The 15,383-nt window shown below is 55.1% G+C and carries 13 protein-coding genes and 1 pseudogene; 11 read left to right on the top strand and 3 right to left on the bottom strand.

Features of this window, described 5'->3' with window-relative positions:
- Positions 1-76: 76 nt before the first annotated feature.
- Positions 77-898 (bottom strand): CmcJ/NvfI family oxidoreductase, encoded by an 822-nt coding sequence (locus tag C1H69_RS15375; RefSeq protein WP_102654268.1) that lies wholly within the window; start codon positions 896-898, stop codon positions 77-79.
- Between the two features lie 173 nt (positions 899-1,071).
- Between C1H69_RS15375 and C1H69_RS15380 the strand changes: the two genes are divergently transcribed.
- The gene (locus tag C1H69_RS15380) at positions 1,072-1,506 is read left to right on the top strand and encodes a pyrimidine dimer DNA glycosylase/endonuclease V (protein WP_102654269.1); all 435 of its coding nucleotides are present in this window, start codon (positions 1,072-1,074) and stop codon (positions 1,504-1,506) included.
- Between the two features lie 60 nt (positions 1,507-1,566).
- Here C1H69_RS15380 and C1H69_RS15385 read toward each other — a convergent pair whose 3' ends face one another.
- Positions 1,567-2,493: an RpnC/YadD family protein gene (locus tag C1H69_RS15385; protein WP_205738504.1), complete on the bottom strand. Its 927-nt coding sequence runs from the start codon at positions 2,491-2,493 to the stop codon at positions 1,567-1,569.
- 492 nt (positions 2,494-2,985) lie between these two features.
- Between C1H69_RS15385 and C1H69_RS15390 the strand changes: the two genes are divergently transcribed.
- The 10 genes from C1H69_RS15390 to C1H69_RS15435 all read left to right on the top strand — a co-directional run bounded on the left by C1H69_RS15390 (position 2,986) and on the right by C1H69_RS15435 (position 13,811).
- Positions 2,986-4,068, top strand: coding sequence for a FliC/FljB family flagellin (locus C1H69_RS15390; protein ID WP_102654270.1), 1,083 nt, complete (start codon positions 2,986-2,988; stop codon positions 4,066-4,068).
- Between the two features lie 243 nt (positions 4,069-4,311).
- Complete coding sequence (locus C1H69_RS15400) at positions 4,312-4,662, top strand: hypothetical protein (protein WP_102654271.1); 351 nt, start codon at positions 4,312-4,314, stop codon at positions 4,660-4,662.
- A gap of 549 nt (positions 4,663-5,211) precedes the next feature.
- Positions 5,212-5,400: a hypothetical protein gene (locus tag C1H69_RS15405; protein WP_133154987.1), complete on the top strand. Its 189-nt coding sequence runs from the start codon at positions 5,212-5,214 to the stop codon at positions 5,398-5,400.
- An 83-nt stretch (positions 5,401-5,483) separates the two neighbouring features.
- A complete protein-coding gene (locus tag C1H69_RS15410; RefSeq protein WP_102654273.1) occupies positions 5,484-6,161 on the top strand; it encodes a S1 family serine peptidase in 678 nt (225 codons plus the stop codon).
- A gap of 98 nt (positions 6,162-6,259) precedes the next feature.
- Complete coding sequence (locus C1H69_RS15415) at positions 6,260-6,523, top strand: hypothetical protein (RefSeq protein ID WP_102654274.1); 264 nt, start codon at positions 6,260-6,262, stop codon at positions 6,521-6,523.
- Positions 6,524-6,914: 391 nt separating this feature from the next.
- Positions 6,915-10,802, top strand: a complete 3,888-nt coding sequence (locus C1H69_RS15420) for a tetratricopeptide repeat protein (RefSeq protein ID WP_102654275.1) — start codon at positions 6,915-6,917, stop codon at positions 10,800-10,802.
- 535 nt (positions 10,803-11,337) lie between these two features.
- Positions 11,338-11,556: a hypothetical protein gene (locus C1H69_RS23305; protein WP_133154988.1), complete on the top strand. Its 219-nt coding sequence runs from the start codon at positions 11,338-11,340 to the stop codon at positions 11,554-11,556.
- Positions 11,557-11,579: 23 nt separating this feature from the next.
- Positions 11,580-11,999, top strand: coding sequence for a DUF3010 family protein (locus C1H69_RS15425; RefSeq protein WP_102654276.1), 420 nt, complete (start codon positions 11,580-11,582; stop codon positions 11,997-11,999).
- A gap of 153 nt (positions 12,000-12,152) precedes the next feature.
- Positions 12,153-13,115 (top strand): hypothetical protein, encoded by a 963-nt coding sequence (locus tag C1H69_RS15430; RefSeq protein WP_133154989.1) that lies wholly within the window; start codon positions 12,153-12,155, stop codon positions 13,113-13,115.
- Between the two features lie 96 nt (positions 13,116-13,211).
- Complete coding sequence (locus tag C1H69_RS15435) at positions 13,212-13,811, top strand: DUF2026 family protein (RefSeq protein ID WP_205738505.1); 600 nt, start codon at positions 13,212-13,214, stop codon at positions 13,809-13,811.
- A gap of 497 nt (positions 13,812-14,308) precedes the next feature.
- On the opposite strand, the pseudogene C1H69_RS15440 reads toward C1H69_RS15435, so the two are convergent.
- Positions 14,309-15,320, bottom strand: a pseudogene (locus tag C1H69_RS15440) (IS630 family transposase); the annotation flags it as partial.
- Between the last annotated feature and the right edge of the window lie 63 nt (positions 15,321-15,383).

The raw sequence follows: 15,383 nt of genomic DNA on the forward strand, positions 1-15,383 counted from the left end.
CAAATCGGCTTTCCTGCCGATTTGTCGCCGATTTTTGCCTTGTCTGGCCATCGCTCGTCGTCTTTTCGTACAGAGCCTAGTCGAAGAAGGCCAGGGTACGGACCTCGATACTTTCCCTGGGCGGGGCATCCGGTGGCGTACCGGGGTCCCGGAAGGCGGTATGCGGCGTAAAGCGAATACGTCCATCGCGACGTGAATCATAGCCCTTGATCAGCAAGGCTTCGTCACGCCGCATGTCCGGAAAGTAATACCAGCGTTGGCGCGGGTTGTAGGCCAGATGATAGATTTCACCGACGCGGTCTGGATACACGAGGTTGGTGGCCAGCAGGTCGTCGGGGTCGAGTGTCGAAGCGTCGAGTACCGCCAGTGGCGAACGCTTGACGGGGCCGCGTATCGGCCGCCACAGGTTGATCTGGGCCACCGGCGTATCGCCCAGCTCGGCAGCCTGCTCCTCGCCCAACACATCGCGGATGCGTTCGCGGCCGGAGCGCTCGGTGTAGTCGTTGTGCGCCCGGCTGGCGGGGCCGCGAATATTGCGCTGTTCGGCATCGCTGCGCCGGGTATGGTCGAAGACCACAACGCGGCTGGCCCCGGTGGCTTCCTTGATCAACGCCTCGACCTCACCGTAATAGACGGTCTCGACCGCCGTATCGTCGTACAGGTCGTCGACCGCCGTTCCCCGCTCGTGTCGCTCGAACCCCTGTGCGTCCAGGGAAAACGCCGCCGATGCCAGCCGGCCATCGTGTATCGTGACATCGCGTTCTTCCTGTTCGGCGAAATAGTGCGGTTCACTGGCTCCCGTCAGCGCTTCGGTATGCACATAGGGCTTCTCGTCCTTCTTGACCAGAAAGGTGAGTTTCGCGGTGATGTCGGCGCGCCCGCCAGAGGTAGGTTGCATGCGATGTCTCCCGGCCGGTGGGCTCTCTACTCGATGCCGGCCTGCGGTTCCCGAATGAACGGCTTGAGAAGCGCCTTGGCTACCAGTAAAAGGATAGCCTCTGTAAAAGAATAGTGTCTATCGTTCTCCCGATCATCCGGGCCCGGTACTCAACCACGAGGCTTGCCATCACGATGCGATTATGGACGCTCCACCCCAGATATCTCGATCCGCAAGGCCTGGTCGCACTCTGGCGCGAAGCCCTGCTCGCCCGTGCCGTGCTGTGCGGCCAAACCCGTGGTTATAAGAATCACCCCCAGCTCGAGCGGTTCAGGGAGCACCCGTTGCCGCTACTTGCCATTGATGCCTACCTGGCGCACGTTCACGCGGAAGCCACAGCCCGTGGCTACGCCTTCGACGCCGGCAAGTTCGAACCGGTCGGCAGCGTCGAGCCCATTGCCGCCACGGCGGGGCAGTTGGGCTACGAGTGGCAGCATATGCTGGCGAAACTCTCCACGCGTAATCCCGAGCGGTACGAGAAATGGCGCGGCCTGGGCGAGCCGGAATGCCACTCCCTGTTCCGCGTATCCCCGGGGCCCGTGGCGGCATGGGAACGTGTGCGCGGCTAGGGCGGCTTCGGCATGAGAAAGGGCCCGAGCCGCAGCACCGCGCTTCCACCAGTGGCTGCCTCAGTGGCTGTGCTCTGCGCGTAGCTGCGCCACGTCGTCCATGGCAAGGCCGGCGATCTCGGCGATGGTGTGGTCGTCCATCTCGGTGCGAGCGATCAGGTTACGGGCCGTTTCACGCTTGGCTTCCAGGCGGCCCTGTTCGAGGCCCTGTTCGAGGCCCTGTTCGAGGCCCTGTTCGAGGCCCTGTTCCAGGCCCTCCAGGCGGCCTTTTTCCATGCCCAGGCGCTCAGCCGTATTGATGTAAGGCATGTGCTTTTCCTCCTCGATGGCGTAGACCGCCTGTAGAAATTCGCGTTCCAACCCTTGGGGTAGCTGGATCATCCAGTCGATGACGGTGAACAGCCGCAGGATCTGCTCGCGTCGATAACCGCGCTCATACAGTCGCCGGATCAGCGCGACCTTGAAGGCCTTGCGGGCGTTACCGTCCTTCAAGCGTTTGGCCTGGATTTGGGCCATCACCACCAAGGCAAAGACATTTCTGCTGCCTTCCAGTTCCTCCCAGCGCGCCTCCCAGTCGATCAGCTTGGCCGTGGGAAAGGTAAAGGTCAGCTCGCAGCCCCAGCGGGCGTAGTGATAGGCCACTGGCCGGAAGCTCGGGCTGGTATCGGCGAGCACGGCCAGGCTGACCACATCCACCCCGTAGCGATCACGCAGTCGGTACTGGTAGGTGTACATGCGCTCGGCAAAGGCGTGTTCGGGCTCGCCCTGGACTTTGGCGTGGATCAGCACCCACGTCTCGCTGTTGTCGTGAGCGTAGACCTTGACCAGCTTGTCGGTATAGCGTCGACCGCTGTTGGCATCGGCGGTGATCTGCTGGAGCTCCTTGTCGAGGAAACTGTAGCCTCGCGACCAGTCCACCTGCTCATGGACCGCGGGAAACAACAGTTCCAGAAACTCCTGGGAGTAGTGCTCCAGAGCCCCCTTCATAATCACGGCTCAAAAGACGCCTTCAACGCTGCACAGGCTATTGTACGGCCGTGCAGCAATCAGGAGGACGTTGTGTTGCGCGGTTCGGGCTTGGTGAGGCTCTCAGCGGGGATACCAAACATGTCGTGCCGCTTCCGGATCATGGCCAGGGTTGGTTACGCTTGCCGTTGGGAACCTCATGGACGTGGTTGCGTTTCCGATGGCCGGAGCGCCAAGGATGTCGGAGCTCCAACTCGCGACCGCAGAGCCTGAACGAGCCGGAATGCCACCCCCTGTTCCGCGTGTTCCCAGGGCCCGTGGCAGCGTGGGAACGCGTGCGCGGCTAGGGCGAACCAAAAAATTTTTTCGCCATTCCCCTAAAGTCCTTCCGAAAGCGGCCGTTAATCAGGGTAACGGCCAACGGCGCCGTTGCGGCGGGCCCGGTAGTCAGGACCGCAACATCAGAATCAGCGGGCCCGCCAATGGAGCCCTCAACACAGGAAGGAACATCACATGTCCGTGATCAATACCAACATCACTTCCCTGATTGGCCAGTCCAATCTGAGCAAGTCGCAAAATGCCCTGCAGACCAGCATGGAGCGTCTCTCCTCCGGCCTGCGCATCAACAGTGCCAAGGACGACGCAGCCGGTCAGGCCATCGCCAACCGCATGACCGCCCAGATCACCGGTCTGGCCCAGGCCCAGCGTAACGCCAATGACGGTATCTCCATCGCCCAGACCGCCGAAGGCTCGCTGAACCAGGTCAACGACAACCTGCAGCGTATCCGTGAGCTGAGCGTTCAGGCCGCCAACGGCACCAACAGCCAGGCCGACCTGCAGTCCATCCAGGACGAAATTGACCAGCGCTTGAGCGAGATCGACCGTATCTCCGAAGAGACCAACTTCAACGGCGTTAGCGTGCTTGCCAGCGATCAAGGGCTGCAGATTCAGGTTGGCGCCAACGACGGCGAAACCATCACCGTTAACCTGCAAGAAATTAACTCCGAAACGCTGGGTCTCGGTACCTTTAACATCAATGGTTACGTAGGCGGCCTTGTCAATGCCAATGCTAGCCACTTCCAAGGTCTGAGTGGTTATGCTAGCGTTGTTAATGTTAGCCTTGCTGAAGGCGCTACAGCTGCAGTTTCAGATGTGGTGGTTGGGGATCTGCAGGTTGATGAGAACGGCAATTACTTCTTCGAAGTAGGTAGCAGTGCTGACGCGGTGTACTACTCTGCAGAGCTGACCTTTACGAAAAACACCGATGGTGATATTTCCAGTGTGACGGTGGATGTGGGCAACGAGATCGCCGGCGAACGTTCCGAAAGCCCCTTGGCGGCACTTGACTCTGCCCTGAACCAGGTCGATAGCCTGCGTTCCGAGCTGGGTGCGGTGCAGAACCGCTTCGAGGATGCCATCACCAACCTCAACACCAACGAAACCAACCTGCAGGCCGCCCGTTCGCGCATCGAAGATGCCGACTACGCGGTGGAAGTCGCTAACATGACCCGCGCGCAGATCCTGCAGCAGGCCGGCACTTCCGTTCTGGCCCAGGCCAACCAAATCCCGCAGAACGTGCTGTCTTTGCTGGGTTAAGGCTAGGTTAGTGTAGAAAATATAACGGGGCCTCGCGGCCCCGTTTTTATAGACAGGGATATAGAATGTAAGAACGCGATAAGTGGGAGTTTTATAAAGATAATCGTGGGCATTGGCGCTGACGACGCACAGCTAATAACGGACGCATTGTTGGGGCATCTACAGAGGGCTATAGCAGTAAGGTGAACTGTATAAAAAATGCACGTAGGAATGATTATCAAGGGTAATGCTGGAGGAGAGGTTATGGAGTGGGATGAAATAAAGTCGGAAGTAGAACAGCAGGGTAACGTTATAACACTTTCCATGGAGCAGCTTCGAAATGCTGCAGGGGCTAGTAGGTTAGGTGTAAATGTTCGTGAGGAGATTAGCAGCACACTAGCGGGCATGGGGCTCGGACATATTCCCGTAGACCTTCCCGCTTACCACTATGAGCAGGTACGTTTGTATAAGAGGGGGACAGCAGTGGGTAAGATGATTGATATAATGCTAGAGCCTGGCGAGCAGAATGATAGACAACTTACTGATCGCCTTGGTGGAGATGGGCCTGACTATGCGGCTATAGTTGAGCGAGTTCGTGAATTGGTTAACGAATGAAATAATGGGCAGTCACCTTGGTGAGCTGCAAGGTGTGATCGACGACACCCAGTACACCATTCAGCGCTTCGAAGCCACTGACATGGATGCCCGAGGGCCGCGAGGCGCTGCTGACGATTCTTGGCAAGGCAGTAGAAGTGACATCGTACTCATATGCTAACGGTACTGGGCAAGCTATAGAGCACTGAGAAAAACGAAAATGGGGCTAAAGATACTCGCTGCCAAGCCGATAGAAATAATAAGAGGCGCGCTGGTGATCATGCATCAGTACACTTCATATTGTTACTGTGCCTGCGATCATCTATTCAGCCCCGGCGTTGTACATATCGATGCCGAAAAGGAGCGGGAATGAGCTCACGGGAAACCATCGAATCGAAGATGCACCTACTGATACGCCTCAAGGCCTTACCCTGGCCAACGTGATCCACATTGCCGCTGTGCTGCGTATAGGGAAGCTGAGGACAGTCATCGGGATATGCCTAACCACTGTTAGGCAACCGCAAAATTTCTCTTTTTGTTGTTGCTTTTTCATCCAGAGAGGTAGGGAGAATGATGAACAAGTATCGTGTCACGCTCAAGTACGGCGACGTAGGAAAGTACAAGCATAATTCGCAAAACATAACGGTTGAAGCTGAAAGTGACTTAACTGCCATGCGACTAGCTGAAGAAAAATTTAAAAGCAGCAACTCAGCCTATAAGAATAAGGAAGTGGATATTGTTAAAGTTGTGAAAATATAGCGCCTAATCATAATCACTGAATTCAGTGGGCCGCTTCCGACGGCCACTGAATCTAAGCTTGAGGCTGCGGAAAGATATCCATTATGCTTGAGAAACTAGCCAGCTTGATATTTTATTTTCTCAAACCAATTTATGCGTTTGAGCACCGAAAGCGTATTCATATAGGAACATGTGTATTATTTGAAATCAGTGGGAAACACTTTCTCATAACTGCCGCCCATGTTCTTGCGCAACGAAGTGCAATCCAGCTTTACTTACAGAATTTGCCTTTGAGAGGTGGGTACTGGACAGCTACACATCAGGATCCGGATTTCGCTGTCTATGAAATGTCTTATGAAGAGATAAATGCTTTGTCAGATTGCAAATTTTTCAGTGAGACATTGATTGACGGCCCGCCAATTAAACAAGGGAAAGCATGCCAATTACTAGGCTATCCAGTATCAAAGAATAAAAATTTCATCAACTCGGACGAAGAGGTTTGTCCTGAAATTCGCTTGGTTGAAACTAGGGTGGCCACCTCCGACAACAGCAACATAAATTGCGAATATTATTTTTGGGTTGAGTACCAAAAAAATCTATTTTCGCCCCAAGGAATGAGTGGTGGCCTGATTGCAACGCTTGATATCAGCCAAGTGCCAAGGCTACAGATCCTTGGCATGCCAATAGAATATGATAAGAGAAAAACTGCTATCAAGTGCGTTAGATACCAGTTGATAGTCAATAGCGTGCAGCGAATATTGGGAGAGCAATCTAACAAATAATTCAAGCCGACGCTGGACTTCCCCCACTCTAGTGGCGCGCTTTAACTCAAACCTTTAAGTATGGATCTATTTCACGAAATATTGAAGGAAAAGCTGATATGACTAAGTTGGCAACTCGAAAGAAAGAAGTAGAGAATCTGGAGGGCATCAAGATCGAAATTTTTGATAGCTCCGGCAATCCTATGGACTTGAATACGCAAGGAATTCCTGCCTACAAGTACATACGCAAAGCTTCGGGAACAACTACTGTAGTGGAATTCAGAGCACGATTTGAGCAGGCCTACCCAGGGCTGACCTGTGACGTTCTTGAGCCAAGCGGGCAGGCTGCTCATGGAAACAAACAGCTCAATAAACTTCGGTAACCATACCCAATGTCCCAACGATTCATTCAAGCCGATGCCGCTTCACGGTGCGGTTTAATGCAAGCAATGGTATCCATACCTCCTGGAGACAAACCATCACTCTGCGGCAGATACCGGCGTAGTGGACTATTGTTGTTCTCGTTGAAGCGGAGCCTCGCCGTTGGTTTCGATGGCTTGCAAAAACGCTGAACTTGCCATCGGTTACCCGCTGCGGGTGGATCTGCGGATAGCCGCACTCCATCAACTCGGTGAGCCGGCCAACGCCTGCGAATGCTCCGGTATACCCCAAGCCCCCAATAGCCCCCGTATCGCCGCGCTAATCCCGACTTTGAAAGCGTGGCGAGGCGCTAGGCTGGTAGGCTTTCATTGACCGCTTCCCGGTGATGCCGCCATGTCGAAGAAACGCCGCGCTTCCAGGCCCCGTTCCAGCAAGCTCCGCTCCGTTGCGCCGGTTCCCGGCGCTCGCCGTCACGCTGGCGGAGAGCTGGGGGCTGCCTTGTCCGCCCTTAACCAGCTCTTGAAAGAGGAGCGCGTGGAGGAGGCGCTGGCCCGGAGTCGTGAGCTGATCGCCGAGCATCCCGAGCACCCCGGTGTGGCGCAGCTCCACGGCTGGGCCTTGCTCAAGCAGGAGGCGTTTGCCGAGGCGCGGCCCTACTTCGAGATGGCACTGGCCAAGGCACCGGATGATCCGTCGTTGTTGACCGCCCAGGCGCGCTGCTTGATGGCCGGTGAGGCGCCGGAAGAGGCCCTGGCGCTGCTGGAACGCGTGCTGGCGCGTGACTCCCGTCGTGTGGATGCCTTGAGTCTGCGTGGCGGCGTCTATCGTGCGCTGCAGCGGATTCCCGAGGCCATCGAGAGCTATCGCCAGGTACTGGCCATCAATCCGGGGCATCTTGCCACCCATGTCAACCTTTCGCATCTGATTCGCTACCAGCCCGGCGATAGCGCATTTGATGCGCTCAAGGCGCATTACAACGATCCTGCTACCAAGCCCGTAGAGAAAGTGCGCTGCGGCTTTACGCTGGGCAAGGCCTATCTGGATATCGGCGACAAGGCGCAAGCCTTTGCCTACTACCGCGAGGCCAATGCGCTGGCCATGGCTCAGACGGCTAATGCGCCTCAGTCGCCGGAGTCGCGGCTGCGCTTTATTCAGAGCCATTTCACCGCCGCGCTTTACCCGCCCTTGCGCGAGGGTGGCCAGCCCGAGATACCGCAGGTGATCGTGTCGGGGTTGTCGCGCTCGGGCAAGAGCTTGGTCGAATCGCTGTTCAGCGGCATCGAGGGCGTCAGCCTGGCGGGAGAGAGCACCACGCTGAGCGACTACGTCAAGGAGCGGATCGAGGGGCACGGTGGCAACCTGGGCGATTATCTCAAGCAGCTGACGCCGGAGCGTTGCCGCGAGGATGCCCAGGGCTACCTGGCGCGCCTGGGTGGTGCGGATGAGGTGCAAGTCACCACGATCCCCAGTGATCTCTGGCTGCTGGGCGTAATCGGCCTGTGGTTGCCTCATGTTCCCATTATCTTCTGCGTGCGCGATCTGCTTGACCAGGGTGTGACCTGCTACTTCCACCACTACCAGCACATGGAAGCGCATGGCTACACCTACGACCTGGAGATGCTGGGCCGCCATATCGGCTGTTTCGAGAAAACCATGGACCACTGGACCAAGGTGCTGCCCAACCCGATTTTCCTGGTGGACTACCGCGAGCTGACCGAGAACCCCGAGCAGGTGGCCGGCAACCTGCTTGGCGCGCTGGGGCTAGAGCGCTCCGCTGCCTACCAACAGCAGCTGGCCCGCAACGCCGAGCAGATCACCGAGATCAGCCCCATCGTGTCGCTGGATATTCCCATGCCGATCCGTAGCGACTTCAACGGCATCGGCCATGATTTCATCGAACACCTCGATCCGTTGGTCCAGGGGTATAAGTCCGTGCAGAAGGCATTCGATGAACCGACGAGTGCCGCGAATGGCAGCGCTCGGCCTGGCGCTATTGCCACCACAACGGCAATGACAGCCACAACCGGCGATCCGTTGGCGTTGGCACAGGCATTGACGGTGCCCCCCGAGGATGACTTCAACTGGCAGTTGCCGGGGCGTGTCGTGGCGCTGGACAACGGCGGTAGCTTCGTGTTGCAAGCACGCTTTCCGGCGCTGATGCGCAGCGGCGCCTTTGCCGTGGTTTGCTTCGATCCGGCCAGCCGTCTGGCCAATCAAGCGGGGCTGGCGGAGCTGGACGAGTTCCAGACCTTTCCCCATGTGGTGCTGGGGGATGGGCAGCCTGCCACCCTCGGCGCCTGCCTCGACCCGGCGCTGAGCGCCACCCTGGAGCCGCTGCCGGAGGCGCAGTTGCCTGAGCATCGTCGCGGTGGCGCCCGGGTGTTGGCCAGGCTACCAGTGAACAGCATTGCGCTGGATAGCATCGAGGGGCTGGAGAGCCTGGACTACCTGGTGCTGGATGCCTGCAGCGACAGCGCGGCGATTCTGGACCATGGCCGCAAGGCGCTGGCCGATGCGCTGCTCATTCAGGTGCGTGTTGCCTTCCAGCCCACCCATCAGCGCCAGCCCAACCTGGCCGAGCTGATGCATTGGGCGGCGCGTAACGGCTTCCGCTTCTATCGGCTGCACGAGCCCGGCTATTACGGCCACCTTCCCAAGCGTGACGACTTGACCCGTCGCCAGGCCAGTGAACTGGAGTTTGTCGATGCGTTGCTGCTGCCCAGCCATGCGCGTATGGCATCGTTGAGTGACAAGCAGCGCATCAAGCTGGCCTTCCTGCTGGACGCACTATACGGCATTCATGATCTGAGCCACGCCTTGCTGGCCGCTGTCGAGCCGCAGCGTGCCGAGGAGTACCTGACGGCGCGGGGTTATCTGGGTGGGGAGGCTTCGTCGGCGTCGGAAAGCGCTGCCGTCAAGAACCAAAGCCCCGTGGCAGCAGCGCTATCTCAGGTGCGGCAGGCACTGGCGAGGCATAGTGTTCACCGAGCGCTCGGGATCGCCAGCCGCTTGCATCAGGCGTTGCCCGAGGAGCTGGAAATCAGTCGCCTGTATGCCGAAAGCGCTTCCCTGGTGGGGCATGATGGAAAAGCCCTGGAGAGCTTGACCACGCTGCACAAGCGATATCCCCACGATTTGTCGCTGGTGGCCGCGTTGGCGAGGGCGCAGCTGCGCGCCGGGCTATGGTGGGAGGCGGAAGCCACTCTTCAGCCCCATGCCGGCGATGGCGAAACGACCGATATCAAGCGTTTGCTGCTGGAAAGCTACCTGGCCCATGAAGGCCAGCCCGCCGAAGCGCACGATGCGGCGCTAGCGCGTTGCCAGGTGCTGCTGGCGGTGCAGCCTGACGACCCGGAACTCAAGGCCTGCGAAGCCAGCCTGCTGGCCAGAGCAGGGGAGACCGACCGGGCGTTGGCGAGCCATGCCGAGGCGCTTGCCTGGCTGGGGGGCGAACAGGGGCCAAAGCGGGCCCGCCTGCTGCGTGCCCAGGCCGCCACGCATGAACGTGGGGGTGATACGCAAAACGCTTGCCAGCAGCTGTGGCTGGCCTGTTCCACGCGTCCCTATTCGCGTGAGACGGTGCAGGCATACAAGGATCTCAAGCGGCTGATGCCGCAATGCCCGGAGGGCGACTTTGCTGAGTTGGCACCGCTGCATCGGCGTATCAGCGAGATATGGGCGGGCTACAAGGGAGAGAGCCTGCAGCACAGCTTCGGTGACTTCGGGCTACCGTACCAGGGCTTGGAGCGCCTGAAGCTGCCCGGCACGCGACCGGTTGACTACCGCCTGGGGATTTATCCGCTGGCCAAGTACCTTCCGCCGAAAGCTCGCGTCCTGGATATCGGCTGCAATCATGGCTTCCTGTTGCTCGGGCTGGCGGACCGGCTTGGCTACGGCGAGGGGTTCGACATCAGCCAGGCGTGCATCGACGTCGGCAATGCGGTGGCGGAGCATATGGGTATCCGCCATGTGCACCTCACCAGCAAGCCATTCGAACAGTTCGAGTGCCAAGAACCGTTCGACCTGGTGATCGCCTGCGCGGTGCACCGCTGGATCGGCATGCCGCTGGAACAGTTTGGCGAAAAGCTCTACCAGTTCTGCAGGCCGGATGGCCTGGTACTGCTCGAGAGCCAGGGCATTCGGGAAACCGACAAGACGGAAGTCGGCTTCGCCCAGAACGCCCAGGCCATCGCCAGCGCCGGTTTCGAGGTGATCGAGACCGGGGGGCTGTGTGACGATGACGTCAACTACCGGGAGTTTTGGTTGCTGCGGCGGCGTTGAGGCGTTACCCCGCCATACTGACGCCCTGACCCTGCACCTTGCCGTTACCGGCAAGGTGCAGGGGGAGGGGGAGGTTACTGTCGCTGGTTCGCCAAACATTTTGGGTTGGGGGACTAAAGTTGCTTTCTACCTTGCCGATAGAACCTATAGAGACAGAGACGTGGTGGTTGCCATTCGTGTCGTCACTGTGCTGATGGGCATCTACTCAGGCTCGGCATAGTAATAGATTGCTGTCAAAGAGGTGGGAATGAGTTTGCGGGAATTGGCTAACGCGTTCCACGTTTCCGCCGTGCTGCGCCCTGTGAGGCAGCGCTGTGATCTAGGGCGGGCGTCATGGCAAAAGCTGCACGTACGTTTATTGGGGATAGGCTGCCGAGGTATGCTTAATATTCATGAAAAACAGCGCGTTGCAAGGGTAAAGTACGCGCATTTATTGACTTGAACGTGTAGGCGCGTTCAAGTGGACAAACGAGCTTGCTATATAATATAGCTGTTAGGTATCTCATAGCTTAAAAGCCACCGAAAGGAGAAATATATGGCAGCAATTAGAAATATCGTACGAGACTTTAGGGTCGAAGAGGCAAAAGCAGAAAGGAAATGCCATGCAAGTTCATTGCATACCATCCATCCTGGGGAAAAGCACTTTGCTTATGATGATCCTGGCAGAATAAATATTTGCTCAAAATGTGCTGAAGGTGTTCTCAATGTGGCGGCAAATCACATTGAAAAAATCAAAAATGAATTAGCGAAGTAAATTTATAGGAAAATAGGAAAAATATGACAACTGTATGTGGTGTTGAGTTAAAAGGGCACGAAGCCATTTTTACCATCGTTGAAAAAAAAGATGATGGTGGTTTCGTGGTTAAGCCTATAGATACGAAAAAAATAGCATTGAAGGACAGTGAAAGCAGAGAAAGTATTAAAGAGTTTAAAGAGCAAATTAACAATTTTATTGCCGACAATAATGTGGAAACAGTTTGTATAAAAAAGCGTAGTAAAAAAGGAGAGTTTTCTGGAGGCGCTGACACATTTATAATGGAAGCAATGATACAGGATTCTGATGCTAAAGATGTAAAATTAGTTTCTCCGCAGGCAGTCTCCGCTTATCAAAAAAAGAATAATATCGTTGCGCCAGACGAATTGAATAAGTATCAGCATAATGCCTATCTAACAGCCGTAACTGGCGCGAATAAATAAACCTAACAATCGCAACCAGCGGAAATATTTTCCATTCCTTGTTTTGCGGTTTAACGCTACGCTACCGCAAAGCAATGCACTCCAAATATTCCGCTGTTGCGGGCGTTAAATTTCTGAGCAGATTTCAGCACTACGAACAAAAGGAGTAAAAAGTTGCCTACTTTAGGAAATATGATGATTCCTGCACCAAACGGCTGGGAAGAGTTTGAGAGTATTGTAAAAAGCGCCTTGGAATTGAGGTGGCGAACAAGTGACCTGACAATGCATGGGCGACAGGGACAAAAGCAAAATGGCGTAGATTTATACGGAAGAGATGACCTTGCACGTTTAGTGGGGATTCAATGCAAATTAACTACGAACTCAATAAATGAATCGCTAATAAATGAAGAGATTTTTAACGCAGAGAATTTTCAGCCAGCTATATCCACCTTATATATTGCTACGACATCTCCTTCAGATGTAAAGCTACAGCAATATGTCCGCATCTTGTCGATGGCCAGGGCTCAGGAAGGAAAGTTCTCCGTTGGTATACTTTTCTGGATGGATATTATTCAAGATCTAACAAAAGACGTAAATGCTGTTAGGCGCCATTACCCTCAGATGTTTCCAGCATCAGAGCATACTCAGCCCGTTGTCTTAGATTTAAGGCAGCGAGATATCGAGAGTCTGAGGGGGCTCTTAGAGTATATTGATGTGGAGAGTATTCCTTATGCGATAGATATGGCTCCAAAATCAGTAGACTCTGATTTTCTTTGCGAGTCTGATACCTTCAATTCAATAAGGGCAAATCCTTCTTTTTACATCCACGATGAGGTGTTGAGTCTAAAGCTCCACTCTTGGCTTGATAAGTGGTATGAGATAATATGTACAGGTCGTTTTATTTATGATTACCACGGAAATACAAACCTCTTGATATTCCCCATGCCAATGGATTGCTTTAGGAACCAGGAGGAAAATAATCTTTATAAGCAGTTGGTAGTACTGTACCAAGAGTTTCTCACTATCTTCTATGACTTCACAAGTTTTATTAATCAAAAATATCCAGAGATAAACTTTAAAGAAACGAGTGCTAAGGCAAGGCAGTGGAACGCTCAGTTTCGAGCACGCGAAATTTAACAAGCGCATGTTGTCGGACTGGTTTTCCGCTGCGCTCCAAACCAGCCGCAAATGCGGGCGTTAAGCAGAAGAGGAACCATTGGAGTGCTCATAAAATTGAAGGACTACGAGCGCATTTATAAGGTGGTCAACTCCATTGTGAAGAATGAAGGAGCTGATCCCGCTGTATGCTGCATTTTTTTCAGTGCGTATGGCTCTTACATTTTGTCTCAGCATTTCAAATTGAACGCGCAGCCGAAAGCCGGACTGGCGGCTTATCACGTCGGGAATAATGATGTTGTAGTGTTCGGCGAAGAGACCGAGAGGGGACTGACTGGGGGAAACGATGCCTTTCATTGTTGGGTGGAGGCTGATGGGTGGATTCTAGACTTTATGGCGCCAGCGTTTTCACGGCTACCTAACACCCGCTCTTCCATTCCTCCCAAGATGTTTCAGAAGCCGCTTTCAGCTATGGCATCCTCGCCACTGGAGTTGGCTACACCTGGGGGTTTTTATGTGGAAGCAAGTCCAGCATCCACTGCAAAGCATATGAGCATACTAACCCAGAGTATGGCCTACGGGGATCTGGCTGAAATTTGCTCAGCTTGGTTCAAAAAGGCTCCGAAGAAGATGATTCAAGAAATTGGCATTGCAGATGCTTCGGGCAACCAAAATATGGTATCCCTAACCGGCAGGAATCTCGTGGGTGCATGGTAGAGCTTAACAATCGCAGGCACAGCGACGTCTTTTCCATTGCGGCTTCGCCTTCATTTCAAAGCCGCGCATGCTGCGGGCGTTGGGGCTGTAGAAAGTGTGTCGCAGGCACACGGAAGAACTGTCTATCTTGGCAAGTTCTTCGGTGTAGAAGCTGCATGAAAGATGAAGGTGGGCCTTCGAAGTCGACTTTCAGGAGTAGGCTTCAAACCACCCCAAGCTGCGTTGTTAAAGAGCCAGGGCAGTGAGCGTTGGGGTCAAAGCCGCGAGAGGATATCTCAGGCAGGTGTGGATTAGAGAGACGAACAGACGAATATATGCTATTGATAACTTGTCTGGCTGAAACGAGGACCACTTTTTCAATCACTCAGCATTCCTTTCTCCTGCATCCTCTCTCTGAATGCCTTTAGACCGTAATCGTTCAACTGTTTCTTTTTTTGCCTTAGCGAGTCGATTTCTGATCTCGTCAGCCGATCTGAAACCAACGAGGTAAGTGGCTTTTCAAAATTAATCGCGTACTCAGATCCGTAGCCACCGAGTAGGCGATCGACCTCGTTGCAGAGCCGATCAAACGAGAGATAGGCACTCAACGGCAACCATGCGTACTTCATCTGCCGCCACAGAATCTCAATCAGATTCAGCTCCGGCGAGTAAGCCGATAGGTAGACCAGGTGTACACGATGCGACATCCACTCCACTATCTTCCGTCTGAAGGCTTTGGAACGATGCATGCTGGCATTGTCGAGCACCACGACGGCGAAGGTATCGGGGTCTTTCTGGGCCACAAACTGGTCAAACGCTTCGATGACCGTCTCGGTGGTCACCGCTTTGGTGGCGGTGTGGTAGATCAGCTTCCCGGCACGGCTGAGGAACCCCAGTACGTTCAGCCTTCGGCTATGAGAGTAAGCGGTCACCTCGCAGGGCTTGCCGATGGGGCTCCATGCATATGGGACCGATGACGATTGTGAGAAGCCCGATTCATCAAAGTAGTAGAGCTCATGTTCCCCTTGGTCTTCACGCTCCTGGAGCGCTTTCAGCAGGCCCTGAGTGTTGCGGAAATCCGTCTCGTCACGCCGCGCCTTGAGGGAGTGCCGAATGCGCTTGAAGCTGAAGTCATTTTTTTTTCAATGCCCGGCGAAGGGTCACCGTGCTGACCGTCTTGCCGGTCTCTTCTTGCAGACGTGCCTGCAAAGATCGAATCTGATGAGGTTGCTCGGCGACCAGCTCCTGCAGCCGCTGGTGATCGCACTCATCCAGGATCGGCGTGCGTCCACTGCGTGGCTTATCGATGAGCCCGTCGAGGCCCGACGTCTCCCACTGTTTGAGCCATCGAGATACGGCATCGCGGCGGACCTGCAGTATCTCACTGATCTGGTCGATGGTATGGCCTTGATCACTCAGCAGGATGGCATGCGCACGCCGACGTGAGGCGCGCTTCTCACCGTGGTGATAGGCGGAGGTCAGCGTCTGCTGCTCAGATTCAGTGAGAGGGGCAACGAAGCGCCTAGCCATGGTTCCATCCGTGTTAGAGATCCTAGCATGGATTCTACACGAAAATTTTTGATCAGGTACTTA

The organism is Billgrantia endophytica (assembly GCF_002879615.1).
Taxonomy (GTDB): domain Bacteria; phylum Pseudomonadota; class Gammaproteobacteria; order Pseudomonadales; family Halomonadaceae; genus Halomonas; species Halomonas endophytica.

Bases quoted from the DNA above. Each gene is read 5' to 3' on its own strand.
- C1H69_RS15380 (WP_102654269.1), top strand. From the start codon at position 1,072: ATGCGATTATGGACGCTCCACCCCAGATATCTCGATCCGCAAGGCCTG.
- C1H69_RS15405 (WP_133154987.1), top strand. From the start codon at position 5,212: ATGATGAACAAGTATCGTGTCACGCTCAAGTACGGCGACGTAGGAAAG.
- C1H69_RS15400 (WP_102654271.1), top strand. From the start codon at position 4,312: ATGGAGTGGGATGAAATAAAGTCGGAAGTAGAACAGCAGGGTAACGTT.
- C1H69_RS15390 (WP_102654270.1), top strand. From the start codon at position 2,986: ATGTCCGTGATCAATACCAACATCACTTCCCTGATTGGCCAGTCCAAT.
- C1H69_RS23305 (WP_133154988.1), top strand. From the start codon at position 11,338: ATGGCAGCAATTAGAAATATCGTACGAGACTTTAGGGTCGAAGAGGCA.
- C1H69_RS15425 (WP_102654276.1), top strand. From the start codon at position 11,580: ATGACAACTGTATGTGGTGTTGAGTTAAAAGGGCACGAAGCCATTTTT.
- C1H69_RS15415 (WP_102654274.1), top strand. From the start codon at position 6,260: ATGACTAAGTTGGCAACTCGAAAGAAAGAAGTAGAGAATCTGGAGGGC.
- C1H69_RS15375 (WP_102654268.1), bottom strand. From the start codon at position 898: ATGCAACCTACCTCTGGCGGGCGCGCCGACATCACCGCGAAACTCACC.
- C1H69_RS15385 (WP_205738504.1), bottom strand. From the start codon at position 2,493: ATGAAGGGGGCTCTGGAGCACTACTCCCAGGAGTTTCTGGAACTGTTG.
- C1H69_RS15420 (WP_102654275.1), top strand. From the start codon at position 6,915: ATGTCGAAGAAACGCCGCGCTTCCAGGCCCCGTTCCAGCAAGCTCCGC.
- C1H69_RS15410 (WP_102654273.1), top strand. From the start codon at position 5,484: ATGCTTGAGAAACTAGCCAGCTTGATATTTTATTTTCTCAAACCAATT.